The 24283-nt window shown below is 56.3% G+C and carries 24 protein-coding genes; 14 read left to right on the forward strand and 10 right to left on the reverse strand.

Annotated elements, in window-relative coordinates; genetic code table 11:
* Nucleotides 1-3: 3 nt before the first annotated feature.
* The 5 genes from ABJT94_RS18135 to ABJT94_RS18155 all read right to left on the reverse strand — a co-directional run bounded on the left by ABJT94_RS18135 (nt 4) and on the right by ABJT94_RS18155 (nt 5354).
* Nucleotides 4-1032, reverse strand: coding sequence for a sugar ABC transporter permease (locus ABJT94_RS18135; RefSeq protein ID WP_348474106.1), 1029 nt, complete (start codon nt 1030-1032; stop codon nt 4-6).
* Nucleotides 1033-1095: 63 nt separating this feature from the next.
* Entirely contained in the window at nt 1096-2334 is a 1239-nt protein-coding gene (locus tag ABJT94_RS18140) for an extracellular solute-binding protein (RefSeq protein WP_348474107.1), read from the reverse strand.
* A 91-nt stretch (nt 2335-2425) separates the two neighbouring features.
* Complete coding sequence (locus ABJT94_RS18145; protein ID WP_348474108.1) at nt 2426-3616, reverse strand: ester cyclase; 1191 nt, start codon at nt 3614-3616, stop codon at nt 2426-2428.
* Nucleotides 3617-3936: 320 nt separating this feature from the next.
* Nucleotides 3937-4152: a DUF3185 family protein gene (locus ABJT94_RS18150; RefSeq protein ID WP_348474109.1), complete on the reverse strand. Its 216-nt coding sequence runs from the start codon at nt 4150-4152 to the stop codon at nt 3937-3939.
* A 269-nt stretch (nt 4153-4421) separates the two neighbouring features.
* Nucleotides 4422-5354 (reverse strand): LysR family transcriptional regulator, encoded by a 933-nt coding sequence (locus ABJT94_RS18155; RefSeq protein WP_348474110.1) that lies wholly within the window; start codon nt 5352-5354, stop codon nt 4422-4424.
* Nucleotides 5355-5477: 123 nt separating this feature from the next.
* Here ABJT94_RS18155 and ABJT94_RS18160 point away from each other — a divergent pair, with 123 nt between their 5' ends.
* Nucleotides 5478-6554, forward strand: a complete 1077-nt coding sequence (locus tag ABJT94_RS18160) for a tartrate dehydrogenase (RefSeq protein ID WP_348474111.1) — start codon at nt 5478-5480, stop codon at nt 6552-6554.
* A gap of 79 nt (nt 6555-6633) precedes the next feature.
* On the opposite strand, the gene ABJT94_RS18165 is transcribed toward ABJT94_RS18160, so the two are convergent.
* Nucleotides 6634-7116 carry a DoxX family membrane protein gene (locus ABJT94_RS18165; protein ID WP_348474112.1) on the reverse strand — a complete coding sequence of 161 codons (483 nt, stop codon included), beginning with the start codon at nt 7114-7116 and terminating at the stop codon, nt 6634-6636.
* Between the two features lie 31 nt (nt 7117-7147).
* Entirely contained in the window at nt 7148-8110 is a 963-nt protein-coding gene (locus ABJT94_RS18170) for a prenyltransferase (protein WP_348474113.1), read from the reverse strand.
* Nucleotides 8111-8399: 289 nt separating this feature from the next.
* Here ABJT94_RS18170 and ABJT94_RS18175 point away from each other — a divergent pair, with 289 nt between their 5' ends.
* The 4 genes from ABJT94_RS18175 (at nt 8400) to ABJT94_RS18190 (ending at nt 12105) form a co-directional block, all read left to right on the forward strand.
* Nucleotides 8400-8753: a rhodanese-like domain-containing protein gene (locus ABJT94_RS18175; protein ID WP_348474114.1), complete on the forward strand. Its 354-nt coding sequence runs from the start codon at nt 8400-8402 to the stop codon at nt 8751-8753.
* An 89-nt stretch (nt 8754-8842) separates the two neighbouring features.
* Nucleotides 8843-9946: a beta-eliminating lyase-related protein gene (locus ABJT94_RS18180; protein WP_348474115.1), complete on the forward strand. Its 1104-nt coding sequence runs from the start codon at nt 8843-8845 to the stop codon at nt 9944-9946.
* 108 nt (nt 9947-10054) lie between these two features.
* Nucleotides 10055-10438 carry a hypothetical protein gene (locus tag ABJT94_RS18185; RefSeq protein ID WP_348474116.1) on the forward strand — a complete coding sequence of 128 codons (384 nt, stop codon included), beginning with the start codon at nt 10055-10057 and terminating at the stop codon, nt 10436-10438.
* A 329-nt stretch (nt 10439-10767) separates the two neighbouring features.
* Nucleotides 10768-12105 carry a hypothetical protein gene (locus tag ABJT94_RS18190; RefSeq protein WP_348474117.1) on the forward strand — a complete coding sequence of 446 codons (1338 nt, stop codon included), beginning with the start codon at nt 10768-10770 and terminating at the stop codon, nt 12103-12105.
* A 269-nt stretch (nt 12106-12374) separates the two neighbouring features.
* Here ABJT94_RS18190 and ABJT94_RS18195 read toward each other — a convergent pair whose 3' ends face one another.
* The 3 genes from ABJT94_RS18195 to ABJT94_RS18205 form a co-directional block, all read right to left on the reverse strand.
* Complete coding sequence (locus ABJT94_RS18195) at nt 12375-12692, reverse strand: hypothetical protein (RefSeq protein WP_348474118.1); 318 nt, start codon at nt 12690-12692, stop codon at nt 12375-12377.
* A 72-nt stretch (nt 12693-12764) separates the two neighbouring features.
* Complete coding sequence (locus ABJT94_RS18200; protein ID WP_348474119.1) at nt 12765-13118, reverse strand: SH3 domain-containing protein; 354 nt, start codon at nt 13116-13118, stop codon at nt 12765-12767.
* A gap of 14 nt (nt 13119-13132) precedes the next feature.
* Nucleotides 13133-13885: a hypothetical protein gene (locus ABJT94_RS18205; protein ID WP_348474120.1), complete on the reverse strand. Its 753-nt coding sequence runs from the start codon at nt 13883-13885 to the stop codon at nt 13133-13135.
* Between the two features lie 406 nt (nt 13886-14291).
* Between ABJT94_RS18205 and ABJT94_RS18210 the strand changes: the two genes are divergently transcribed.
* The 9 genes from ABJT94_RS18210 (at nt 14292) to ABJT94_RS18250 (ending at nt 24116) form a co-directional block, all read left to right on the forward strand.
* A complete protein-coding gene (locus ABJT94_RS18210) occupies nt 14292-15128 on the forward strand; it encodes a sulfite exporter TauE/SafE family protein (RefSeq protein WP_348474121.1) in 837 nt (278 codons plus the stop codon).
* Nucleotides 15129-15354: 226 nt separating this feature from the next.
* The gene (locus ABJT94_RS18215) at nt 15355-16332 is read left to right on the forward strand and encodes an ATP-binding cassette domain-containing protein (RefSeq protein WP_348474122.1); all 978 of its coding nucleotides are present in this window, start codon (nt 15355-15357) and stop codon (nt 16330-16332) included.
* Nucleotides 16329-17171 (forward strand): ABC transporter permease, encoded by an 843-nt coding sequence (locus ABJT94_RS18220; protein ID WP_348474123.1) that lies wholly within the window; start codon nt 16329-16331, stop codon nt 17169-17171. Before ABJT94_RS18215 ends, ABJT94_RS18220 begins: the two co-directional genes overlap by 4 nt.
* A gap of 48 nt (nt 17172-17219) precedes the next feature.
* Nucleotides 17220-19073 carry an SLC13 family permease gene (locus ABJT94_RS18225; RefSeq protein ID WP_348474124.1) on the forward strand — a complete coding sequence of 618 codons (1854 nt, stop codon included), beginning with the start codon at nt 17220-17222 and terminating at the stop codon, nt 19071-19073.
* Between the two features lie 63 nt (nt 19074-19136).
* Nucleotides 19137-20018, forward strand: a complete 882-nt coding sequence (locus ABJT94_RS18230; RefSeq protein ID WP_348474125.1) for a DUF3445 domain-containing protein — start codon at nt 19137-19139, stop codon at nt 20016-20018.
* Between the two features lie 319 nt (nt 20019-20337).
* Nucleotides 20338-20595, forward strand: coding sequence for a hypothetical protein (locus ABJT94_RS18235; protein WP_348474126.1), 258 nt, complete (start codon nt 20338-20340; stop codon nt 20593-20595).
* Nucleotides 20596-20719: 124 nt separating this feature from the next.
* Nucleotides 20720-22222, forward strand: coding sequence for a HAMP domain-containing sensor histidine kinase (locus ABJT94_RS18240; RefSeq protein WP_348474127.1), 1503 nt, complete (start codon nt 20720-20722; stop codon nt 22220-22222).
* On the forward strand, nt 22219-22794 hold the full coding sequence (locus tag ABJT94_RS18245; protein ID WP_348474128.1) for a hypothetical protein: 576 nt from the start codon (nt 22219-22221) through the stop codon (nt 22792-22794). Before ABJT94_RS18240 ends, ABJT94_RS18245 begins: the two co-directional genes overlap by 4 nt.
* Nucleotides 22791-24116 (forward strand): sigma 54-interacting transcriptional regulator, encoded by a 1326-nt coding sequence (locus ABJT94_RS18250; RefSeq protein ID WP_348474129.1) that lies wholly within the window; start codon nt 22791-22793, stop codon nt 24114-24116. The genes ABJT94_RS18245 and ABJT94_RS18250 overlap by 4 nt, the downstream gene beginning before the upstream one ends.
* The last annotated feature ends 167 nt before the right edge of the window (nt 24117-24283 follow it).

Genomic DNA, 24283 nt, shown 5'->3' on the forward strand with positions numbered 1-24283 from the left:
TCACTACGCCTTGCGATTAAAGTCGCGCCAGAGCCGGATCAGTACAGGCATCAGCAGTACAACAACACCGAATACAGTAAGCACCGAGGTAGCAGCGGCTGAACTGTACTGCTGATCGACTTGTCCGCGCAGATCGTTAAATATGTTCCAGGATAGCGACGTAGCGTTGGCTTCGGCACTGAAACCAACGATGGGTTCAAACACCCGGAAATTATCCATCAGTTGAACCAGCGCAACGAAGGTAGCCAGAGGAATCAGATGAGGGATAACCACATAACGAATACGCTCCCATCGGCTGGCGCCATCGATTTTTGCCGATTCCAGAGTATCCGACGGTACGGTTTGCAACCCGGCATAAAACACCACAAAGGAGAAGGGCGCCATGCTCCAAACCCCGTAGACAATCAGCGTCACCCACGTCAGTAACGGGGAGGCGCGCAATGACAGGTCCGGATCATCAAACAACAATTGCAGATTCGAGCCAATAACGCCCTGGGTGTTGATCATCCAGAATAAGATCAGTGATCCTACCAGTGGCGTCACAATCATCGGCAACAACGAAAAGAAAATGATGGGGCCTTTAAGAATTTTTGGAATGGAATTGACCGCAAGTGCGATCGAGAAACCCAGTGCCATTCCCAGCGGAGTAACAATAAAGGTGTAGACCAGTGTAAACGACAACGCCTTGTAAAAAGGCAGGTTATACATTTGCCGTGCTATATCCGCCACACCCTCATTGTCACTGAATATGCGACTGACTTCTTCAGTGGCCAGGTGCCGGCGGTCAAAATAGGTTCCCAACCCGTTGAACTGCCCCATAGGCTGCGCTTCCTGCAGTGCCTGAGTGGCGGCGGTATCTACCCGGGTTTCACGTTCACAGCCAAAAGGACCACAATTTTCAACCTCTACCAGAACCCGGGGATGCTCTACGTGCAACGATTGCACAACGATGGATCCGATGGGTAAGGCGATGAACAGGATCATCGCAAGTAGAGAGGGAAAAATGAACGCAAAGAATGTTTTATGAGTCATGTTGAAGCTCCATGCGCCTGGAAGTGGGAGCTGCCACCGACCGTGGCAGCTCCCCTGCTCTGATCAGTCTGCCAGACCGGCCTCTCTGACGGAGGCAAGGTAACTTGCTTCTACATCCATCAGTGCCTGTTCGGCACTTTCACGGCCCTGCATGAAATCAGACAGCTCAGTACCCAGGGCAGCGTGCATGTACCCCATGAACGGACTCATTGGATAGCCACGAGCACCCAGACGGGCAGTTTGCAGTACACCCTGAGCGGTGTCTGGCGCATCAAAATCTTTAATCAGCCAGGTCGCCGCATTGGGGTTTTGTTGGGCCATGTCAGGACGAATGCCGTACATCATGGCCTGGAAGGACGCTTCGGCGTCTTCGTCACTGATGTTTTTGGCAATGCTAAACCCGTCCCACCAGAGTGCCGCTGCCGGTGTACTGTTGCCATGAGCGGTAGGTGCCGGAGCCAGAATAGTGGCTTCGGATATTTGTTGATTCCCGCTGTCTTCACCCAAATGGCCCGCAACCATGGAGCCCCACTGGTTCATGATTGCCACTTCGCCTGCCAGATACATCTGCTTCATTTCGTCGGCGGTCACCGTCAGGTACTCGGGTGACATGTAGTCGGTCAGTGTTTTCATCATTTCCAGAGTACGGACGCCCGCCTCGTTATTCAGCGCTGGCTGAGCCGACCCTGCTTCAAAGAACTGACCGCCCATGCCCAGATGCATGTTGACGAACTCGGCCGCCAGGTACCAACCGGCCTCGTAAGTGGCGGCAAGCGGGTATTCCATGATGCCTTCGCTGCGAATCATTTCCGCGACATCAATAATCTCTTCATAGGTTGCAGGTGGCGCCACACCCAGGTCATCCAGTATATCGCCACGCATAAACAAGTGCTGAGCATTGCCCATGAAAGCAATGGCAACAATGTCGTCGCCGGTTCGGATGAGCTGGTTCGGCAGCAGGTCTTGCCCGTGTTTCTCGACCAGATCATTCAGTGGACGCACCAGATCCGCAGAAAGAAGCGGGCTGATTGAGTTGTTGGCAATCAACGCGACGGTGTACTCCGCCGGGCTGATCGTCAGTGCTGGAACCTGAATGTTTTTATGCTCGGTGGTCAGGTTCACGCGAACCGTGGTACCTGAGGAGGCGCAGGTGCTGGCCTGGTCAGTCACCGTGCGTATTGAATCAAAATCGTTACCCAGGATGCGGACGGAGCCCGAGCTGATATTGCACTCAGCAATGGCGCTGCCTGCGAACAGGGTCAGCGTCGCACCGACCAGCGTTGTAATTGTAGCTTTCTTCATGACACTCTCCGTACAGTTGCTTTTATTGGACGTTCTGTTTTGGAAAGGGAGAAAAAACGCTTCCTCCCGGGCGTTAAATAAGTTTCATCGGTTAGTCGTGTGTCGGCTCCTCGCTAGCCTGAAGATCCTGTAACTGAGCCATCTTCAGTTGCATCAGCACCGAGAGTTCATCGTACACACACCACTCGTCGACGATTTTTTCGTTCTTATAGTGGAAGTGAGAGATACCCATCACTTGCAGACGCTTGCCAGTCGGATCGCCCAGCGATTCCAGGCCACCATAGCCAAGGTGATGCCCTTCAAGTACCCAGCGAACAGCCACTTTGGTGCCACCTTCCACACACTCGACTGAACTGACGTGTTGCGGCTGGAAAACGGCATCGGGCAAAGAGCCGACCAGGCCGATGACCTGATGCATGACCGCTGCAACACCGTAAAGTTCTTTCATTAACGGGCCGTGGTACATAACCGTTGGAGCGTACACATCCTTGATGGTGCCAAACATTTTCCGGTTCCAGACATCGTGCAGCCATTGCAGTGTCCGCTCTTCCAGTGCGTTATTGGCGATGCTGAGATCGGCCGTTTCAGCAGGCGGGTACTGGCCGATCATCAGGCGATTTTCGCCAATATCGAGGTTGGTCAGACCCTGGGCTACTTTGCCCCTGGCGATTTTTTCAGCAAACGCATGAGCATCCAGACCCAGCTGTTTGAAAATAGCCATCTGATCTGCGACAACCCACTCGCGATAAATCTTGTTCTCATAAACCATGCAATCAGCAATGGTACGGGAATGAAAGACGCGGCCCGTCGCCGGACCCAGGTGTCCGTTCTGGCTGTGCCGGCCAGAACCGGTCACCAGATGCGAGGTGTAGAAACCATCGGTGTCGTTACCGTTCCAGATAACGTGAGTCGCCATACCACGACGCTCGGGAAAACTGACCAGGCGTTGAATGGTATCGCGCACCACATCTTCCCGGTTGTACATCGTGCCCATGGTTCCGTAGAGCACGCAATTGTGGGTGTAATGGGTGTAGATAAGCCCCACATCCCGTTCATCCCAAATCTTGTGAGTGCAACGCACGATGTAATCGACAATGTCGGTGTAGCAATCATCAAAGCCTTTCATCGACTGCACACGCGGGCGGTCTTCGGGTACAAGGTCGACAAAATCCAGGCGCTCGCACTGCAGGACAGCGGTGTCCTGTAGCGCTGATGTGCTGGATTTCCGGGCTTCCGACTTGGAGGGACGACTGTCGTTACTGTCGGCTTTGGGGCTGGTCATGGAGGCGGCTCCTGAGGCTGCGTGATTGGGTTGGCACGGGTTTGAGGGGGCTCAAAACACCTGGGCATAAAACTACAATAGACTTTTTGCATACGAATGCAAATATTTTTATCAGTGTCTTTCAACGGATGGAAAGCGGGAGTGATAAGGGAGTCTGAGCGAGCGAATAGGCGTCAACAGCGAGGGCTGAATCAACCATTTAAAATCAGGAGGTTAAGAGAACAGCAGGGTCCCCGCGAACACTTAAGGCACCCTTAGATGTTGACCACATGGTCAGAGCTGCGGTGATTTAGACGATGAAACTCACCACCGCCTCTCGACTACTTTTTCAGAAACAGATAGAGGCCGACTGCAAAACTTACGGCACCGCTTAGGTAGAACATCATGACTCGATCGGTCTCAGAACCGGTAACGAGCTCAGTCACTTGCGAGCCGACCGATTCCGACAACTGGAATCCCCAGAATGCCAGCCCCGCTCCCAGTACCAATAATGCAATGCCGATTGCCCTCAACGGCAGCCCTGAACGTCTACTCATGGTCGTCTCCTTGTTGTTGGTCTGTGCCAGTTGCTGACCCTATTCATCAGAGTCGCACACCGATCGTACCTTACATTGCTCCTTTGGCCACGATACTGCAATATCGAAACGAGACCTCGATAGCTTCTGCCCAGTCAATCACTTCGGGCTCTGTGGTGACATCGACACATTGGCGATAGCACCGTTTGACCATGCTATGGCTGGCTGCTTCATAACACGGTGTGTGACGCACCGAATGTCTGGAAGCCGGGCAATGCCAGCGGCGGGTGTCACCCCGCCCAAGTCACACCGGGCTGCGCCGGCACTCTGCCTTGCATGGCCGTTGCCAGAAACTCGACAAATGCCCGTAACCGTTGAGGGGTGTGCCGGCGGTGAGGGTAGACGGCGTAAAAGTCGGCCCGACTGCCCTGCCATTCTGGCAACAACTCGATCAGGTCACCTCGCGCCAGATCTTCATGCACATGCCACCAGGACCGGTACAACACGCCATGACCATCGAGAGCCATGCGTTTGATCACGTCGCCATCGTTACTGGCCAGCCCCCCAGAGACTTTTACCGATTGAGCCGCATGTTGCCCTGCGCGATGTTCGAATCGCCAGACCGCGTAGTCCGCTTCGTTTTCACGAATCAACAGACAGCGGTGGCGGGTTAGATCCAGCGGTTCTTTTAGCGGTTCTGCCTGCTCGAGGTAGCTTGACGCGGCACACAATACGCGCCGATTCGGCAATATACGCCGGGCGATCAACCGTGAGTCTGGCGGCTCGCCAACGCGAATGCCCAGATCAAACCCCTGATCACTCAGGCTGGCGGGGTAATTGGTCAAATCCAGCAACCCCTCTAGTGCTGGGTGTCGGGTGCAAAATTGAGAGAGCAGCGGCGCAACGTGATGCCGCCCGAATCCGAAGGTCGCATTAATGCGCAACCGGCCCTGTAAATCAGCCTGCTGGCTCGCCAGTTGTTCCTCCAATTCACCCAACTCGTCAAGAATGGCAACGCCCCGTGCAAGGTACAGCTCGCCTTCGTCCGTCAGCGTCAGCCGACGTGTGGTTCGGTGGGCCAGGGCCACCCCCAGACGCGCCTCCAGTTGTTTCAATCGCTTGCTGATGGTGGACAGCGACACCCCCAGCTCCCGGGCCGTTACAGTCAGGCTACCGGACCGGGCCAATTGCCGGAAAAAGGCCAGATCGTCTAGTGGGCTCATGCATTATCTACTCAGGTGCAACAATAGCTTTCAGTATACTGGGATTATCGACTCGCACCCAGCCGCTACACTCTCAGTTCAGAGCAACCCGCTACTTAACCCTTGTACGCCAGGAGCAGTCACATGTCACAGTCCATTGCAGTCATCGCCGGCGACGGTATCGGTAAAGAAGTCATGCCCGAAGGGTTGCGGTGCCTGGAGGCCGTTTGCACGCGCTTTAATGTGCCACTCACCACAACAACCTTCGACTTCGCCAACTGCGACTACTACCTCGAGCACGGGAAAATGATGCCCGACGACTGGTTTGAACAGCTCAAAGACTACGATGCCATTTTCTACGGCGCCGTTGGCTGGCCCGAGACTGTGCCGGACCATATTTCACTCTGGGGATCTATCCTGCAGTTCCGCCGCGACTTCGATCAATACATTAACTTGCGCCCGGTCAAGCTGATGCCCGGCGTTCCCAGTCCATTGGCGAATCGCAAACCGGGTGACATTGATTTCTTTGTAGTCCGGGAAAACACCGAGGGAGAATACTCAAGCGTGGGCGGTAAAATGTTTGCCGGCACCGAACGGGAAATCGTAATTCAGGAAACGGTGATGACCCGAATCGGCGTGGATCGGGTGCTGAAATACGCTTATGAATTGGCCCAGAGCCGACCACGTAAAAAACTGACGTCAGCCACCAAGTCGAATGGCATCGCCATCACCATGCCCTATTGGGATGAACGCGTAAAAGCCATGGGTGAGCAATTCCCGGACGTTCAGGTCGACTCCTTTCACATCGATATACTCACAGCCCAGTTCGTCATGCACCCGGACTGGTTCGACGTCGTCGTTGCCAGCAATCTGTTTGGCGACATTTTGTCTGATCTGGGCCCCGCCTGCACGGGCACTATTGGCATCGCGCCATCCGCTAACATCAACCCCGAAGGCACCTTCCCGAGCATGTTTGAACCGGTACATGGCAGCGCACCGGACATCGCCGGTAAAGGCATCGCCAACCCGATTGGTCAGATCTGGTCAGCGGCGTTGATGCTCGAACACCTGGGTTACCACGACGCCGGTGACGCCATCGTGAAAGCCATAGAAAGCGTTCTGGCAGAGGGTAACCCAAACATCCTGACGCCCGACCTTGGTGGCCAAGGCACAACCGAGGGGTTGGGCAAGGCCATTGCGGTTGCTATTGCCACGCAATGAACCGGCTGCACATGAGTTCATTTGCACAAACACCTGTTGGGTGATTGGCCTGACTGGTTAATCGGTCTACGACCGCTTGTCATCGTAACCCGGGCAGGCGGGTTCTCAGAAATGGCATGATCCACCGGTCCAGGCCAATCAACCCTGTGTTTCGGCTGCCCGACAACAGGATAAAACTGACCAGTATCATTTGCGGGTTCACGCTGATCGCGCCCGACAACAGGAACGAAAAATTCATGACCATGCCAAAAAAAACAGCCAGCAAACTGAAAGCGCCAACAATCAGCCCCAGGCCAACCAGCACTTCACCCCAGGTGATCATAAATTCAAACAGCGCTGCGTTGGGTAATGCAAAGTTTTCCAGAAACGACGCCCACCAGGCTTGTACCAGGGGGCGCTCGCCCTGTGAGTTGGCAATCGCACCGCGCAGAAAGCCCACAGCGCTGAACTCGCCGGTCACTTTATGCCAGCCTGCCATCAGCCATTGATAACCGAGCCAGAGTCGGGCCACGGTCAGTAAGTAGGAAGCGACGGTCGCTTCCCGAAGCCAGGTTCCAATCATCTGTAAACTCCTGTGTTGTGTGTGTCAGGGCTTAACCGAAAACCAGGCTGAGCAATATTGCCAGCACCAGTATTCCGCTAAACAGCTTGTTGTAGTTGAATGCAAAGGCAACGAGATACAGTGGCCAAACGTCCTCGGGTATTGTCTCCGGCCGCTCCTGCGGGCGAGGTTGGCGAAACCGTTTAACCGTGACAATAAAGCGGGGCAACGCCAGCCAGACCAGTAAAAACCAGATGCTCAGCACCCCTGTCAGCGCGCCCAGTGTCAACACCAGATACTGCACGGCCCAAAGCCCGAGTGTTAGATTCCGGCTACCGGTCTCTCCCAGAATCACAGGCAGTGTGTGTACCCCTTTGGCACGGTCCTGTTTCAGTTTGTCGGTGTGTTTTCCCAGTAACACCGAGGTTGGGCCAATGCCATAAACCAGCGCGATCCAGAACTGAAACGACGTCAGTTCTGCAGACACCACATAGGCGGACCCCAACACCATCAGCGGCCCCCATACCAGCCAGACCGCGGGCTCGCCCAGGCCGATGTATTTCAGCGGCCAAGTGTAAAACAGCACAAAGAAGGCGCCCGCCAGCATGAAGTACAGCGTCGTGAGATCGGTCCGCACCACCAACGCGGCGCCAATGGCCAGAGCCGCGGCACCGGTGAGCCCGATGTAGCCCATCATTTGCCGCTCGGTCAGCAAGCCATTTTCCAGTGGTTGCGGACCGTATTGGGTTCGAAAGTAGTTGTCTTTATCCACCCCTTTTTTTGAGTCCGTCCAGTCATTCAGCAGGTTGTTGGTAGCGTGAGCCAGCACCAGCCCCAAGCACACGAGCGCAGCGTTGATCAGATCAAACTGACCGGCCGGAATGGCCAGCAACATGCCAATACCCGCTGAAAACAGTGTCATTACAAACACGGCAGCCCGGGTGGCCACAAACCAGCGTTTTGCCAAGCCCATGGCACCCCAGTCCGTCGCATCGAGTCGGGGAATTTTGGTCATTATTTCTGGCCAGGTTGGGATCATGGTGGTCGGATAACTCCTTAGAAAAATTGCGATCGCTCAGTAGGGTTATTAACGCACTGCCTTCGGAACTGCTCATGCATCAAAGTTTATCGAACACGGTAGCCGAAAATGTGCCGTCTGTTCTCAGGATCAGCCAATCAATTGATACAGGTCACTTTATGAGGATGATCAAACGCCAGCAGGGCTCAGCAAGGCCCGGTGATCGGTTTATTATTAGATTTATCTAATATATAATCCCGATGAACTTCTGAATGAGAACCAACCGATGGACTACACTCGCAAATTTCAAGCAATGGCCGACGCCGCGCGCGCTCAAGTCGAGGAAGTCGCACCAGAACAAGTCGATGCGTTGATGGCCCAAGGCGCCATCGCACTCGATATTCGCGACAAGGAAGAGCACGACAAAGGACACATACCGAATTCGCTCAACATCAGCCGCGGCAAGCTGGAAATGGTGATTGAGAAGAACGTCCCGGATTTGAACACGGTGCTTTTGTGTTATTGCAACGCCTATAACCGCGGGTCGCTCTCAGCGGCGTCACTACAGAGCATGGGCTACAAGAACGCCAAAGTCATCGCCGGCGGATTGAACGCATACAATGCACTGCAAAAAAGCTGAGACAACCGTTCACAGCCGTGCCCCGGACCTGCTTATCCTGATTAAAAAACGCTAGAATCGACCACTGTATATCACTTCAGAGGTCACCCATGTCTGTCGACCAATACCGAGCCACGTTTCGCGGCTGCCCGATCAATGCCAGCCGCCACGAACCCGAGTCGATCAAAGCCACCTTGCAGCGCCTGGCCGATGCCACTGGCGACGATGAACAGATCGACAATTACGGCAGTGGCGAACTGATCGAATCGTTCGAGCGAGAGGTCGCTGCCTTGTTGGGAAAAGAAGCCGCCATCTTCATGCCCAGCGGCACCATGGCACAGCCGATGGCGCTACGTATCTGGGCTGATCTGGCACGAACCGACTATGTAGCCCTGCACGCCACTAACCACGTCGCTCTGCACGAGCACAACAGCTATCAGGTTCTGTGGCAGCTGAAAGGGTGCGAATTGGGTGAATCACATCGGGTTCCGTTGCTGGACGATCTGAAAGCGGCCGCTCGTGACCCGCTGGCCGCTGTTTTACTGGAACTGCCCATGCGCGAAATCGGCGGCCAACTGCCACCGTGGGATGAACTGGTGCGCCAGAGCGGCTGGGCACGCGCTCAAGGCATCAAGCTGCACATGGATGGCGCCCGCCTGTGGCAGTGCCCGGCCGCTTACGGAAAATCTCTGGCGGACATCGCCGCCCTGTTCGATTCCGTCTATGTCAGTTTCTACAAAGACTTGGGCGGCATTGCCGGTGCCATGCTGGTGGGCGATGCGGACTTCATTGCCCGCGCCAAGGTCTGGCAACGCCGGGTAGGTGGCACCCTGTATGCACTGTACCCTTATGTGATCGCCGCGAGGGAAGGACTGGCCAGGCATCTGCAGGCACTGCCTGAACGTCGCCAGCAGGCACGCTGGCTGGCTGAACAACTGAACCAGCTACCCGGTGTTTCCACCTGGCCCAAAATTCCGCACACCAACATGTTCCGCATGCGCATTCGCTGCCAGCCAGAGGCCTTTCTGGTCAAAGGCGAGCGCTGGATGCAGCAACACAACATCGCCCTGATTCCACCGCCCTACCGCACCGATGACGATGCCCTCCACTGTGAAATCAATGTCGGCGATGCCTTCGACTTCCTGGAAAAAGACGAGTGGGCAACCTGGATACAGCAGTTTGGCAAAGATATGGCGGACACACTCTCGGCCTGACCACGCATCGGGCAAGGGCTCAAACAGCGCATCGGTCACGCAACCAGCCACGATGTACATCATTGGCAACGGGTCGGAACGGGCCTCGCGCTGGATCTCGACCCCGCCTTGTATGAAGAGCATATTCCCGGACACTGGTATGACCGGGCGCTGCGTGATCCCTGGGTCATCAAAGACCCCGAAAGCAAGGGATGGCTGATGTTTTTTACGGCGAGGGTGCCCGATCGTTGCGAAGCCAACGAAGGCGGGGCCATCGGGCTCGCCACGTCGGATGACCTCACTCACTGGCAACTGCAGCCTCCCGTGTTCACCGGCTACTTCGGCCAATTGGAAGTGCCTCAGGACTTTGAATACGGTGAGCGCTGGTCACAGCGGTACACCGAATCAACCGCTCAACATCCGGTCGGTGGCACTCATTACCTGATCACCAGCCATCCACGGGCCCCTGGGCAGTGGCGCCCAGCCCTTTCCTTGACGGTAATAACCCAATAATCCGTTATGCCGGTAAGATCACCCTGCACAACAATGAACTCGTTTTCATGGCCTTTATGCATGACTCCCCTACCGGTGAATTCATCGGAAAAATAACCAATCCGATGCGAGTCACTGTCCATCAACACCAGGGGCTGCTTCACCTGTCCGAATAACACGGCCCTGCCACGAAGAACGCCCCCATACCCGAGCAGGCCATTTCAAAAAAGAGCCTGCCTTTAATAAACGGCTTCCTTGTCTATACTGATAAGAATGTCGAGCGTCCGGGTGACGCAAACGGACGTGATAGCTAATCTGATCCACGGATAACCCCTACTGATGAGGTATCCATGATGGCCGCCAACGGCAATTCTCCAATGTACATGCTACAGGCCATCGTTCTATTACTGGGCTTCCTCAGCACACAGCCGTCAGTCAGAGCCGACACTCCCGATTTTTGCTTTTCAGATGACCAAAAAAGTATTTGCCCGATCACACCCACGGACATCCCAGAATTCAGTTCCAGCTTCGACTATCGCTTCATCGCACCTTCCGTGCAAGCGCCCTTCGACCGGTTTTCCTGGCAGGCGTTTATCGCATCACAGTGGCCACTGGATGAAACCGGCACGCCCATTTCCAACGGTTTCCTAAACCCCAACAACGGCACACCTCGCTGGAAAACATACACCAACCAACACGACATGCTGGCCACCAGCGACCAGGAAGCAGCGTGCTCAAATCAGACCGGTTTACTGCTCAGCCAATTTCGTCAATCCAGCGGGGAGGCACTGGTGGATTCGGCCGGGAATTTTGTTCTCTATGAAACCCGGCTTAACCCGGCCAGTGAGGCATTTATTCGCCAACAGCGACTGGTGACAACGGAAGAGCGAAAACGTTACTCCGATTCTGGCCAGGAGATTCAATTTCCGTTGCAAAGCACAGGCGGACCCGGCGCTCAGATGCTGAAATTCGCCTGGAAAGTAATAGATGATGCGGATAATCCGTCTGACTTCCTGGTGCAGGAAGCACACATTTCCGTAGCCGCCAGGCATGCGCATACCGGCCAGCCCAAGTGCTTGAGCGTTACGGTTGGGCTGGTGGGTATGCACTTGGTTCAACGCGTCCCGAGTGGCAATGGTGACCGATGGGTATGGTCCACGTTCGAGCACACTGATACGGCCCCACTGGCGACGAATGCCAGAGGCCCCAACAGCATCATGGTTGCCGAATTGTTCCCCGATGGATGTCAGGCACCAACCGACACCGCTGGCCGCGCGCACTTGTTCTTTAATGTTCAAAGTGACGCAACGGTTAATACTGGCCACAACCAGGCGCTCTGGGGAGACCGCACCCCTTATGCTCGTGATAGCTCCGGCTTGCCCATTCAGGCGTCTCGCATCGTGCGCTGCTGGAATATCTTTGAAGGCACGCGAGCGACCAATGGCCAGTGGCAACAGGCATTGCAAGGATCAGCCTTGGCACACTACCGCCTGGTCGGAACACAGTGGGTTGGTAACATTGGGGGAGCTCCCTTTGGCACCGGTGAAGTACCCAGATACCTGTCAAACGTGACGCTGGAAAGCTTTATTCAGGATAAGCCACAGGGAACCTGCCTGGGCTGCCACAACACAGCTAACACGGATGCCGGTCAGCCAGCGAATTCTACTTTTGTACTGAATCCAAGATAGTAGGATCGGTTTCATGGGTGTGTTAAGCCAATCGATAACGGCCCCTAAAGGCCCAGTACCTGGCACCTAGGAAAGGATTCTAACCAGCCTGAGTTCTTGAATGCTGGAGTGTTTGGGGTCGGTCTTGATACGACCTTCGCGGTTAAAGCCGTTGCGTTGATAAAGCCGCATGGCGCGCTCATTTTGTTCCACAACCCAAAGGACTATGGATCCAAATCCATCGGTGCTGAGTCGTTCGATCATAGAGCTCAACAGGGAGCGCCCCAATCCTAAACCCCACTTATCCGGGTCGATATTGATCGAAACGATTTCAGCAGACTCGGATCCATTAAGATCCTTGTCCCGGGCCGGGCCGGGCCGAACACAGCAAAGCCTTCTACACGACCACTCACCTCGGCAACCAGGTAGGACCCTTTGCCAGCGCGCTCCAGTGCATTGCGCCACATATCCGTCTTCTGGTTTATGTCGAGTGCATCCAGCAGCGCGGGCGACATCATGCCCGAGTAGGCGCGCCGCCAGGCCGCTACCTGGATCTCTGCCATGCGGACTTCATCGCCCACCTTTGCCTTTCTGACGTCGATACTCACCCTGGTTCAATCTCCCTCAATCCTATTCTTAGACGTCACTGGTCATCCGGTATTTCATACAGACTTGCAAGGTCACTCTACAGCCTTTAAACATTCTTCGGGTACCCAGCCTGCCCCTTTGTCTGCATGCTCTACCCAGCACCACTGGCAATGCTCGTCACTAACCATTAGCCGATCACCTGGTTCGACGTCTAACTCTTTTGCCGAATAGGCTTTCAACGCAACACCTGTTGAATGATGTTCAGATCGCTGAATGTATTCCAGGGGCGCCCAGCCCTCATTCCCGACTGGATCGATGATACGAACCCAGCCTGGAAACTCGGTGTCTTCTGCGCCAACGTCTAACCGGTCTCCCGGTTCAAATGAAACCGGGTTTGGGTAGTTCGATTTATGGTCGCGGGTCACAATGGCATGACGCAAGTGCATCGCTGACGGCCTCCCTAATTATCGGAATCCGACCGTGTTTCCAAATAGCCCAGATCCAGCTCAAGGGCACTGCCCGGCTCACTAAACATGGCGACAAGCCGGGAGCCCAGATCCGCTACAAATCCCGGCGTTGCCTGCGCCAGCGCCATCAGCTCAATTTCTTTGTCATTCAATATAAACGCGGCGCCTCGTGTGTGGTACAGCTCATCGTTGTAGGACGTGGCGTAAAGATATTCGTTGCGGGTATCCCACAAGGTAGCGGATACCGCACCAATGGCTTCCACCTCGGTGCCTGGCAGAATGTAGGCAGCAACGATAGTCAGATACGTAATCCCCAGCGGATTAATGTAGCGGTCTGAGCCCCGGTAGTTATCAATCATTAACACCGCATCGGCATGATGACGGGCGGCCGCTATCCGCACGTCTTTAATCGTGTTTTCCATGACCGTACTGTTGTTGATCACAAAAAAGTCATCGATGATGCCAGCGCTCTTAAGTTGCTGCAGCATCGGGGAAAGGTCATCCAGCACAATGCCCTTGGCCTTCTTGGCGTAAATTCCATAGTAATCTTCGAAATAGATACCCAGTGTAAAAGGCCGCCCCAGCGCCGGTTCCAGATCCAGGATGCGCTGAATATCCGCTTCGGTCTGCTCCAGCCCGGCCACGGCAAACTCGTTGTTAATATACCGCTGGTTAAAGCCCTGAGAAGCACACCCCGTCAGGATCAGGGTAATCAGCAGGGTCCATAGCATTCGAGGTGTGTTCATAGGGGTTTCCATTCTCAGTATGAGCTCGCGATCATCAGGTTGATCGTGAACAACAAGCGGTATTAGCGTTGCAATGCAGTGGGCATGGCGCAAGTTGGTTCCTATCCAGTCGGAGCCGGGTGCTAAGTCGACCAATCTAACTGACTACGCCAAAACTCGCCAATCGCTAGGTTGGCAATACAGTCATCCACTAACCGTACAAAAATGCCTTTGCCACGCGCGAATGCCAGCACCAAAATGGTTCGAACTGCACAATTCTGGTGCGAATTCAGTGACAAAAGACCCTAAAGTGCCCCTAAATTCAGCCAAAGTCGCCAATTGGTTCCAGTCTTGCTATAAACGCCCGGAGTGCAGCCCGGCTGGTTGGGTCGGCTGCAATAATGGCTTTTAGAACAAGGAACTTCCATTGGAATTACTGGATCAATACAGCCTGAGCTGGATCATCGGGCTGGTCGTGGCGTTATCGGTTACCGGGGTGATTGCCGGGTTAATGGCGGGTTTGCTGGGTGTGGGTGGTGGCATTGTGATTGTGCCAGTGCTGTACCACCTGTTCACCCTGCTGGGCATTGATGAATCGGTGAAGATGCATGTGGCGGTGGGCACATCGCTGGCGACGATTATTCCGACCTCGCTGCGCTCGGCACGGGCGCATTCCAACAAAGGTAATCTGGACTCCGCACTGCTGAAGTCACTGGCACCCTCGTTACTGTTCGGCGTTCTGGTAGGCACGCTGGTCAGCGGCCTGGTGTCGGGCCTGGTACTCTCGCTGGTATTTGGGGTTATCGGGTTACTGGTTGCGGCCAATATGGCCATCAGCAAAGAACCGGCAGCTCTGGCGGAAACACTCCCCAAGGGCATGGTTCGCCACAGCATTGGAACCGGCATTGGCGGGTTCTCTACATTGATGGGGATTGGTGGGGGCACACTCAGTGTGCCAGTGCTGACTCGCTGCCAGGTGCCCATGCATCGGGCTGTGGGCACGGCGGCAGCGATTGGTATTTTCATCAGCGTACCCGGTGCTCTGGGGTTTCTGATTAACGGCTGGGGCGTGCCGGAGCGGCCGCCGTTCTCACTCGGCTACGTAAACCTGATCGGCTTTGCGCTGATCGTCCCGATGACGTTATGGACCGCCCCCATTGGCGCGCGAATAGCGCACGCCATTAACGCCCGTTTGCTGCGCCAGCTGTTTGCTGTGTTCCTGTTTATCACTGCGGTGCGAATGCTCTATGGCGTGTGGGCGTAACCATTAGCTTTCGGTAGCTTTTTGCTACTACCCGTCGCAGCGAAGATGGTTTGAGGCGTGTCTGCCGCCTGCGCTACACCATCAGACCCGGCTGTAGTGGGCGAAAAACAGCGAATGAGCCGCCGCTACGGGAAGCCGGGTTCACCTGCAACAACTGAACGCAGGCTACTTTCCCGTCACAAAAGGGGGTGTATGATGGGCATCTCCAGCCTTGCAGGGAAATGGCATGACGATGGACGCCCCTCAACCGGCCATAGAAGTAACAGGCCTAAGTAAACATTTCGGTAACACCCGTGCGGTGAACGGCATAGATCTGCGCGTTCGGGCGGGCAGTGTTTACGGACTGCTCGGTCCCAATGGTGCCGGTAAAACCACCACAGTGCGTATGCTGGCCACTCTGATCCCACCGGACAGCGGCAATGCCCGCGTGCTCGGGCTCGATGTTGCTACCCAGGCAGCCGAAGTGCGTCAGCGCATCAGCCTGACCGGACAATTCGCCTCAGTCGATGAAGACCTGACCGGGCGTGAGAATTTGCGTTTGCTGGCTCGTCTGCTGGGTTTTCATGGTCGCTCGGGAAAAGCCCGCGCCCAGCAATTGCTCGATGCATTCGACCTCAGCGACGCGGCCGACAAGCAAGTTAAGGATTACTCCGGTGGTATGCGCCGGCGTCTGGACATTGCCTCATCGCTCATTGTTCCACCGGAACTGCTGTTCCTGGATGAACCGACCACCGGCCTTGACCCGCGCTCGCGCAATCAAGTGTGGGACATTGTACGCAGCCTCGCCGGGGCGGGCACCACAGTGTTGCTGACCACCCAGTATCTGGAAGAAGCCGACCAACTGGCCGAACGCATTGCCGTGATTGATCACGGCCGGGTGATTGCCGAAGGCACACCCGCAGAGCTGAAACGCTCGGTCGGCTCCGGCGTGCTGCGCCTGCGCCTGGCCAACCCGGACGACCGCCCGGCCGCGCACCAGTGGCTGGAGCAACAACTGGGTAGCGCCGTCACACTGGAAGCCGAACCAACCAGTCTGTCGATACAGCTCTCGGATACCGGCCGCGCCGCCAGCTTACTCTCAGGCCTGAGCGGTCTCGGCATTACCCTGGCCAGTTTCTCCATGGACCAGCCCAGCCTGGATGAAGTCTTTCTCGCGCTGACCGGCCACCACACCGAACCCGCCGAGGAGGCGCTGACCACATGACCGACGCGCTGAATACGACACCGACAAATCGCCAAAGCGATGCGCTGGCCCGGTTGATGGCTGATCGCACCCGGCCCACCCTGCCCGGCCCGATCTCGAACATTCTGACGTTCGGCTGGCGGGCGCTGCTGAAAATAAAACACGTGCCCGAGCAATTGTTCGATGTGCTGGTTACGCCCATTATGTTCACCGTCATGTTCACCTACCTCTTTGGCGGTGCACTGGCGGGCTCAACCGATGCCTACCTGAATTTCCTGCTGCCCGGCATACTGGCGCAAACGGTTGTTTTCACCACCATCTACACCGGCATGACGCTGAATACCGATATTCACAAGGGCATTTACGACCGCTTCAAATCGATGCCGGTCTGGCATCCTTCACCGCTGGTCGGCGCCATGGCCGGAGATGTAATTCGCTACACTGCCTCGGCGGTCATCGTGTTTTTCATCGGCATGATCATGGGCTACCGCACCGAAGCCGGGCTGTTCGGCATCATCCAGGCTGTGTTGTTGCTGAACCTCTTTGCTTTCGGCATCAGTTGGGTGTTTACCACTATCGGCCTGCTGATGCGCACGCCAGGCGCGGTGATGACGCTGAGCTGGCTGTTTTTGATGCCGGTCACCTTCGCCTCCAACATCTTCGTCGACCCGGCTACCATGCCCGGCTGGTTACAGACGGTGGTCAGCCTGAACCCGGTGGCACATCTGGTGACGGCCTTGCGTGCTGTGCTGGACGGTAATGCGACACTGCCAGTGATCGCCATCGCGCTGATTGCACCGGCCATTCTGCTGGCCATTTTTGGGCCGGTGACGATGCTGCTGTATCGACGCCAGCGTTAAAAAACGGCAGGATCGCCTGTTAATGTCCTACTTAAATAAGGTCAGTCAATGACTCTGGACCAAGGCATCATCTTTGCCGTTCTGTTTGCCACCCTGGGCCTCTTTATCTGGAACCGCTGGCGTTATGACCTGGTGGCGCTGGCGGCTTTGTTAACGGTAACCCTGGCCGGGTTGATACCCGCCGAAACGGCTTTTACCGGTCTCGGGCACCCGGCGGTGGTCACCGTGGCAGCGGTGCTGGTGATTAGCCGGGGGTTGTTGAACGCTGGCGTGGTGGATGCCATTGCCCGCAAGCTGACCCAGGTGGGAGATAAGCCCTGGATACAGGTCGCGACACTGACGGGCATCGTCGCGTTGTGTTCCGGGTTTATGAATAACGTGGGTGCACTGGCATTGTTTATGCCGGTGGCCATCTGGATGGCTCGCCAGAGTGGGCGGTCGCCTTCCTATCTGTTAATGCCACTGGCTTTTGGCTCGCTGCTGGGCGGCACACTGACCATGATTGGAACGCCCCCCAATATCATCATTGCGACCTACCGCCGGGAGATCGATGGCAACGCCTTTGGCATGTTCGATTTTCTGCCCGTCGGGTTGTCCATCACGGTCATTGGGGTGTTGTTTATTGCCCTGATTGGCTGGCGGTTGACCCCGAAGCGCGAAAATTCCAGTTCCGATGAGTTATTTGAAGTCAGCGCTTACCTCACCGAACTGACCTTACCGGAAGGCACCGACTACGTCGGCCGGTCACTGCATGATCTGGTAGATTCGGTACGGGACGAGGCCGATGTTCTGGTTGTCGGCCTGGTTCGCGACGACAAACTGACTGAAATGCCCTCCATCTACAAAGTGCTGCGTGCAGATGACATTCTGCTGGTCGAGGCGGATTCCGACAGCCTGAAAACCCTGGTCAAAGCCACCGGGCTCAGCCTGGCTCCAGAGCCTGACAACGCCGACGCCAGCGAACAAGGCACACAAAAGCCAGCCAGTGATGAGGCGGCTTCATCCGACTCTGAAGACAAGTCGTCTGACAAATCAGAGAAACACAAAGAGCTGTCACTCACCGAAGCCATCGTCACCCAGCGGTCACCACTGATCAATCGCTCGGCGTCTGCGCTCGGTTTGCGTGAGCGCTACAGCGTGAACATTCTGGCCGTTGCACGACAGGGCCAACGACTGAACCAGCGCCTGGGTCAGATTCGCTTTGCCGGTGGCGATATCCTGCTGGTCCAGGCCCACAAAGACCGCATACAACCAGCGCTGAATGACCTGGGCTGCTTGCCGCTGGCCTCACGCGGCTTGCGTTTGTTCACACCCGATAAAGTCTGGATGGCCAGTGGTTTGTTCGCCGTTGCCCTAGCGCTCATTGCCTTTGAAATGTTGCCTGCCTCGCTTGCCCTGGTAACCGCGGCACTGGTCATGGTGCTCACCCGGCTGGTACCACCCGGGGAGATTTACGACAGCATTGACCTGCCCGTCATTATTTTACTGGCGGCGATGATCCCGATCGGGGAAGCACTCGATACCACGGGCGGTTCCCAGCTCATCGCCGACAGTCTGCTCACGCTCGGCCAGTCGATCCCGCCTGCCGCCACGCTGCTGGTGTTAATGCTGTCTGTCATGCTGCTCTCGAATATTATCAACAATGCGGCCGCCGCCGTCTTGGCCGCTCCGGTTGCCATCAAACTTGCGGCTGGCATGGACGTCTCTGCCGACCCGATGCTCATGGCGGTGGCCATCGCCGCTTCCTGTGCTTTTTTAACGCCCATCGGTCATCAGTCGAACACGCTGGTCATGGAGCCCGGTGGATACAAATTCGGCGACTATTGGCGGCTGGGGCTGCCAATGTCGGTTTTGGTTATTGCCATCTCAGTTCCTGTTATTCTTTGGGTGTGGCCGTTCTGAATCCGGTTTACGTGATGCCAGTATCGGTCCGCGTTGCCCTCAGGAAAGGTAAGAAAGATCATTATGTCACTGGCGTATTACGCGTTTCAGGAACACAAAAACCTGCTGGCTATGGGGCTGCACAGTCTGAAGCCCGATGAATGGCTATTGCCGGACGAAAAACTGGCCGGGCAGACGGCGCTTAAACAATCGCTCTGGTCGGAACTTGGCGAACGGGTATACAGCCAGCTACCCGAATCGCGCGCTGCCCAGATGGAGGTCGCTCGTACGCTTGGCGAGTACCTGCCAGAACACTACCCCGATCTGTATGCGCCCTGCTCCGACGGACTGGTTTGCCGTTTCAACGACACAACCTACCAATGGGACGACCCGGATATCGCCTTACTGAAGGCCTCCTGGTGCGTGCAGGAAGACCTCTGCCTGCTGCAGCCACAGGATGACCACTACCGCCTGACGGCCGCCAGCTTGTGCGCCCCAAGCTACTGGCGCTTGCTAGAAAAAATCGGCCAGCCACTCGACCGTATTCATGCCCCGGTTCCCGACTATGGTGAAAAACTCAGTGGCAAGATCAACCGTTTTTTTCAGCACATTAAAGTCGACCGGCCGGTCTGGCGTGGAAACTGGTCGGTGGTGACCAGCGACCGTTTGTACCAACCGGGTAATGAGGAATCCGAGCCAATCACCAGCCCGGCCGATATACCGCGGCGTTGTTTCATTCGTACTGAACGTCAAACGTTAAGACGGCTGCCGCAGACCGGTGCGGTGGTATTTTCGATTCGAGTACAGATAAAACCCTTCACTGATTTTCTGGATAACCCGGCCTGGCTGAACGAGTTATCCAACGCACTGTCAGCCCTCTCTGCTGATGAACGCGACTACAAATCATTGCACCCGGTAGAGCCTGCACTATCACTCTGGCTTGAACATCACCTGGCTGGCTTATAGCCAGATCAGCGACAGACGCCCTCAACCCGTCTCTGTTTGAAGACACTCTAACCACCTGATTTTAAAGACTTTTTATATCACACCTTCAGAACTGTCTGCGATTGCAGACAGTTCAGCCCACCCTTCTCCGCAAAAAATCCTAAAAACCGCCCTAACCCATTGTTTTATATGAATATTTTAAACCTGGCACAGCCTCTGCAATACCTCTTGTGAACGCGTTGGTCAGCCTCGCTGATAAAACGCTTGCAGTAAGTAGCTGTGTCACACAGCGATATCACTCACGTAAATGTTAGATCCATCAAATACAGGAGTAAGGAATATGAAAACTGCACTGACTCTGACTGCCCTGGTGTTAGCCTCTGCCTCAATGGGTGTTGCTGCGGAAACTATGGGCGCTGAAGATGCGTTTAACCAACTCGATGCCAATGGCGATGGCGTTCTGACTCAGGACGAAGCCAATGTTGATCTGTTGCTGGCCGAGCAATTCGAAATGCTGGACGCCGACGGTTCTGGTGACCTGAGCATGGAAGAATTTGAAACGTTCTACACTGAAAGCGAGACTTCTGAAGGCAAATAAGCCTGACTGAAGACCCGTTTTCAGATCGACATCGATGACCGTTTTCATGGGCTAAAGGATTTAGCCCTTTTTCCGTGACAAGTTCGCAGCGCTACCCCTTTACTCTGTCTGCGGACCCGACATCATGAAATCTACGTCACATGCATCGCCTTTAACTTTGCCTACCGCTTCACGGCGACACTTTTCCCTTAAACATCTATCGTTGCAGCAGTTGTCTCTGCAACAGCGCCTGATCGTCAGTTTTGCCATAGCACTCATTCCACTGGCTGTTTTGTTGTGGCAGGGCCATACCGTTTTTCAGCGCATAACCGTTATGGCACAAACAGAGGCACAGGCTGCCATGCGCGAAGCGCGCCAGGTTGAAAACCTCGACCGGCTTGCCGTCGACAGTGAACGCGCCTTGCGCCAGCATGCCGTGGTAACCAGCGACAACACCCTAACCCAATCGCAACAAGCCTTGCAGGAATACCGGCAGGCAGTGAGCGCTGCGTGCCTGTTCATGGGAGGCGAAACCGCAACGCACTGCAGCAGCCATCTGCAGCTGATCGACGCACAATTAGCAGCACTCGGCACCTCAAATAGAGCGCCCAACCCGAACACCCTGACCTCCGATTTGCCGCAGCTCAGACAACACCAAAGCGAGTTGACCGAACACATCTGGCGTCAGCTGAACCAGCGACTGGAAGCACAGGGTGAAATCATTCAACAGGAACAGCAAGCGCTGTATTGGCAGACGCTCACCCTGGTGTTGCTGACTGCCGTCATGGTCGTCGGCTCAAGCCGGCGCATTGCGGCCCCGATACAACGCCTCGACCGGATGATCCGCTCGCTCGGCCAACCCGGTGCTACTCCCGACCACAAGGGCATACAAGGGCCACGCGAATTGAACGAGTTGGGTGAGCGGCTGACCTGGCTGTCGGGTCGGTTGCAACAACTGGAAGCGTTGCGCCTGGCCTTGCTGCGCCACGCAGCCCACGAATTAAAAACGCCACTGGCCAGCATTAAAGAGGGCTGTTCTTTGCTGGAAGAAGGCATCACCGGGCCACTGACCGGACCACAACGTGAAGTAGTCGCCCTGCTCAGCGGCAGCACCGACCGCCTGGCGCAACTGACCGAGCAATTGCTCGACTACAACCAGTGGTTGCAGCAAACCGAGGTCAGGCGACAAACCCTGAGCCCGTCGGCCCTGATCAACGACACGCTTAGCCAACACCAACTGGCATTGCACCAGCGGGGCATGAACATTCAGGTTGTGTGCACAGTCGATCGCCTGCACACCGACCCGACTCTGTTCAAGCGCATGCTCGACAACCTGATCACCAATGCCCTGGCCTATGGGGCTGACGCCGGTCAGATTCATATCCGGCTGGAACACCAGTCACCCTGGGTTGTACTTGAGGTGGCCAACACCGGGCCCGCCATCCCCGCTCACCTGCACCAGAGTATTTTCGAACCTTTTCAGCGCGGCGACGCGCCCCGGCAGGACAGTCTGCAAAGCTCCGGTCTGGGGCTGTCTATCGTGACCGACTGTGCCCGGCTGCTCGAAGGCCGCGCCGGGCTGGCCGAGCGCACCGGGTATGACGTCTGCGTGCGCATTCAATTACCGGTAAGAGAGGCGAACGCATGATGCACCAAACGGCAAGCCACTCATTCCCGGTTACCTTGGTGGTTTTACTGTTCCTGTTATCCGGCTGCGCCGGACTAACGCCTGAACCACCGGAGCCAACCACTGGAGGCACATTGCAAGGCCAATGCGAACGCCCCCTGCTGCCCGATGTGTTCGACGCCGAATCCAGTGCCTGGCACTGGCTGGACTTCAATCAGACGACGCCTGTGCTCAATTGGGCCGCGCTGCCCGCACACCCGGCGGACCAAGACCTGGCCTTTGCCTGGGCCCTGTACTTTAGCAAACCCGGCCAAAACCCGGTGCTGTTGCAATTGGGCATCGGACAATTACAACGGCTCAAACCCAACCTGCCCGCTAGCTTGCAACCGCTGATCGAGCTGCATCAAAGCGCGGCCCGCGAACTGCTGCACGAATACCGTCAACGTAATCAGCAACGCCAGGCACTGGAAAGCCAAATCACATCGCTGCAACAAGCACTGGAACAAAAGCAGGCACAAATCGATGCGCTGACGGCGATCGAATCCCAGTTGAATACCCGCGAGAACGGACCCGCACAGGAGGACACCCCATGAATCAGACTGCGTCCAAACCCGCGTTGCTGCTGGTCGATGACGATGCCAGCCTGCTGCGCCTCTTATCCCTGCGCCTGGCCAGCGATGGCTGGCAAGTTGAGGCTGTCAGCGATGGGGCTGCAGCGCTGGCGTACCTGGAGCGCCACACCGTCAACCTGGTGATCAGTGATCTGCGCATGCCGGGGCTGGACGGCATGAACCTGTTTGAACGCATCACCGAGCGGTATCCGGACCTGGCGGTCATTTTGATGACCGCACACGGCTCGATCCCCGAGGCGGTCCAAGCAACTCAGCAGGGCGTACTCGGCTTTCTGACCAAACCGCTGGATCATGACAAACTGCGCGACCTGATGAACCAGGTGATGGACCGGGGCGGCCCGCAATGCGACGACGACTGGGACCGCGACATCATCGCCCGCAGCCCGGCTATGACCCGCCTGCTCGACCAGACGCGCCAGGTCGCCCGCAGTGACGTCAGTGTGCTGATCAGCGGCGCCAGTGGCACCGGCAAGGAACTGTTTGCCCAGGCTATTCACCGCGCCAGCCCGCGCGCCAACGGCCCGTTCGTGGCGCTCAACTGCGGCGCTCTGCCCGAACATCTGCTGGAATCAGAATTGTTCGGCCATGCCAAGGGCGCCTTTACCGGCGCGATTCGGGAACAGGCCGGCCTGTTCCGGGCAGCCGAGGGCGGCACGCTTTTTCTGGATGAGATCGGCGATATGCCAACGCCGCTGCAGGTGAAGCTGCTGCGCGTGCTGCAGGAACGCCAGGTGCGCCCGGTAGGCAGCAGCGAAACCCTGCCAATCGACGTGCGCATCGTCTCCGCCACCCACCGCGACCTGAGCCGCGCCATGGAACAGGGCGATTTCCGGGAAGACCTGTATTACCGGCTGAACGTCGTCAACCTCACCCTACCCAGCCTGCGCGAACGCGCCGAAGACATCCCGCTGCTGGCGCGGCATTTACTGCGCCGGGCGGCGGAACAACACAACAGCCGCGTCACGCGCATTGAAGACAAGGCCATGCACTTGCTGATGACAGCGCCCTGGCCGGGCAACGTGCGCCAACTGGTCAATGTCATCGAGCAATGCGTGGCACTCTGCCCCAGCACCGTGGTTCACGAAGCGCTGGTGCGCCAGGCCCTGGCCGACCAGCAACCCCACTGGCCCACCCTGAGCGAAGCCCGCGACGCCTTCGAACGCCAGTACCTGATCCGCGCCCTGAGCATGACTGAAGGCAACGTCACCCAGGCCGCCGCCCTGGCCGGGCGCAACCGGACCGATGTGCACAAGTTGATTAAGAAGCATGGGCTAAGCAGTTAGCATCATGCGTTTGAAATTCGTTGGGTAATCTACTTAGTTGGTAACTGTTGCGCCTGTGCCAGTCGGACTGTCGGGTACGTCTACTGGGAGCACGTCGTAAATACATCCATGTAGACTCGGATACCGCATCCCTGGGGTCTAACGGCCCCCAGTAGACGCACCCAACA

It is taken from the genome of Saccharospirillum sp. (assembly GCF_039982735.1).
In the GTDB taxonomy this organism is placed as follows: domain Bacteria; phylum Pseudomonadota; class Gammaproteobacteria; order Pseudomonadales; family Natronospirillaceae; genus Saccharospirillum.

Coding starts and splice junctions, on each gene's coding strand:
- ABJT94_RS18250 (WP_348474129.1), top strand. CDS start 22,791: ATGAATCAGACTGCGTCCAAACCCGCGTTGCTGCTGGTCGATGACGAT.
- ABJT94_RS18235 (WP_348474126.1), top strand. CDS start 20,338: ATGAAAACTGCACTGACTCTGACTGCCCTGGTGTTAGCCTCTGCCTCA.
- ABJT94_RS18190 (WP_348474117.1), top strand. CDS start 10,768: ATGATGGCCGCCAACGGCAATTCTCCAATGTACATGCTACAGGCCATC.
- ABJT94_RS18150 (WP_348474109.1), bottom strand. CDS start 4,152: ATGAGTAGACGTTCAGGGCTGCCGTTGAGGGCAATCGGCATTGCATTA.
- ABJT94_RS18135 (WP_348474106.1), bottom strand. CDS start 1,032: ATGACTCATAAAACATTCTTTGCGTTCATTTTTCCCTCTCTACTTGCG.
- ABJT94_RS18245 (WP_348474128.1), top strand. CDS start 22,219: ATGATGCACCAAACGGCAAGCCACTCATTCCCGGTTACCTTGGTGGTT.
- ABJT94_RS18230 (WP_348474125.1), top strand. CDS start 19,137: ATGTCACTGGCGTATTACGCGTTTCAGGAACACAAAAACCTGCTGGCT.
- ABJT94_RS18170 (WP_348474113.1), bottom strand. CDS start 8,110: ATGACCAAAATTCCCCGACTCGATGCGACGGACTGGGGTGCCATGGGC.
- ABJT94_RS18220 (WP_348474123.1), top strand. CDS start 16,329: ATGACCGACGCGCTGAATACGACACCGACAAATCGCCAAAGCGATGCG.
- ABJT94_RS18155 (WP_348474110.1), bottom strand. CDS start 5,354: ATGAGCCCACTAGACGATCTGGCCTTTTTCCGGCAATTGGCCCGGTCC.
- ABJT94_RS18240 (WP_348474127.1), top strand. CDS start 20,720: ATGAAATCTACGTCACATGCATCGCCTTTAACTTTGCCTACCGCTTCA.
- ABJT94_RS18165 (WP_348474112.1), bottom strand. CDS start 7,116: ATGATTGGAACCTGGCTTCGGGAAGCGACCGTCGCTTCCTACTTACTG.
- ABJT94_RS18145 (WP_348474108.1), bottom strand. CDS start 3,616: ATGACCAGCCCCAAAGCCGACAGTAACGACAGTCGTCCCTCCAAGTCG.
- ABJT94_RS18225 (WP_348474124.1), top strand. CDS start 17,220: ATGACTCTGGACCAAGGCATCATCTTTGCCGTTCTGTTTGCCACCCTG.
- ABJT94_RS18175 (WP_348474114.1), top strand. CDS start 8,400: ATGGACTACACTCGCAAATTTCAAGCAATGGCCGACGCCGCGCGCGCT.
- ABJT94_RS18160 (WP_348474111.1), top strand. CDS start 5,478: ATGTCACAGTCCATTGCAGTCATCGCCGGCGACGGTATCGGTAAAGAA.
- ABJT94_RS18205 (WP_348474120.1), bottom strand. CDS start 13,885: ATGAACACACCTCGAATGCTATGGACCCTGCTGATTACCCTGATCCTG.
- ABJT94_RS18200 (WP_348474119.1), bottom strand. CDS start 13,118: ATGCACTTGCGTCATGCCATTGTGACCCGCGACCATAAATCGAACTAC.
- ABJT94_RS18180 (WP_348474115.1), top strand. CDS start 8,843: ATGTCTGTCGACCAATACCGAGCCACGTTTCGCGGCTGCCCGATCAAT.
- ABJT94_RS18140 (WP_348474107.1), bottom strand. CDS start 2,334: ATGAAGAAAGCTACAATTACAACGCTGGTCGGTGCGACGCTGACCCTG.
- ABJT94_RS18215 (WP_348474122.1), top strand. CDS start 15,355: ATGACGATGGACGCCCCTCAACCGGCCATAGAAGTAACAGGCCTAAGT.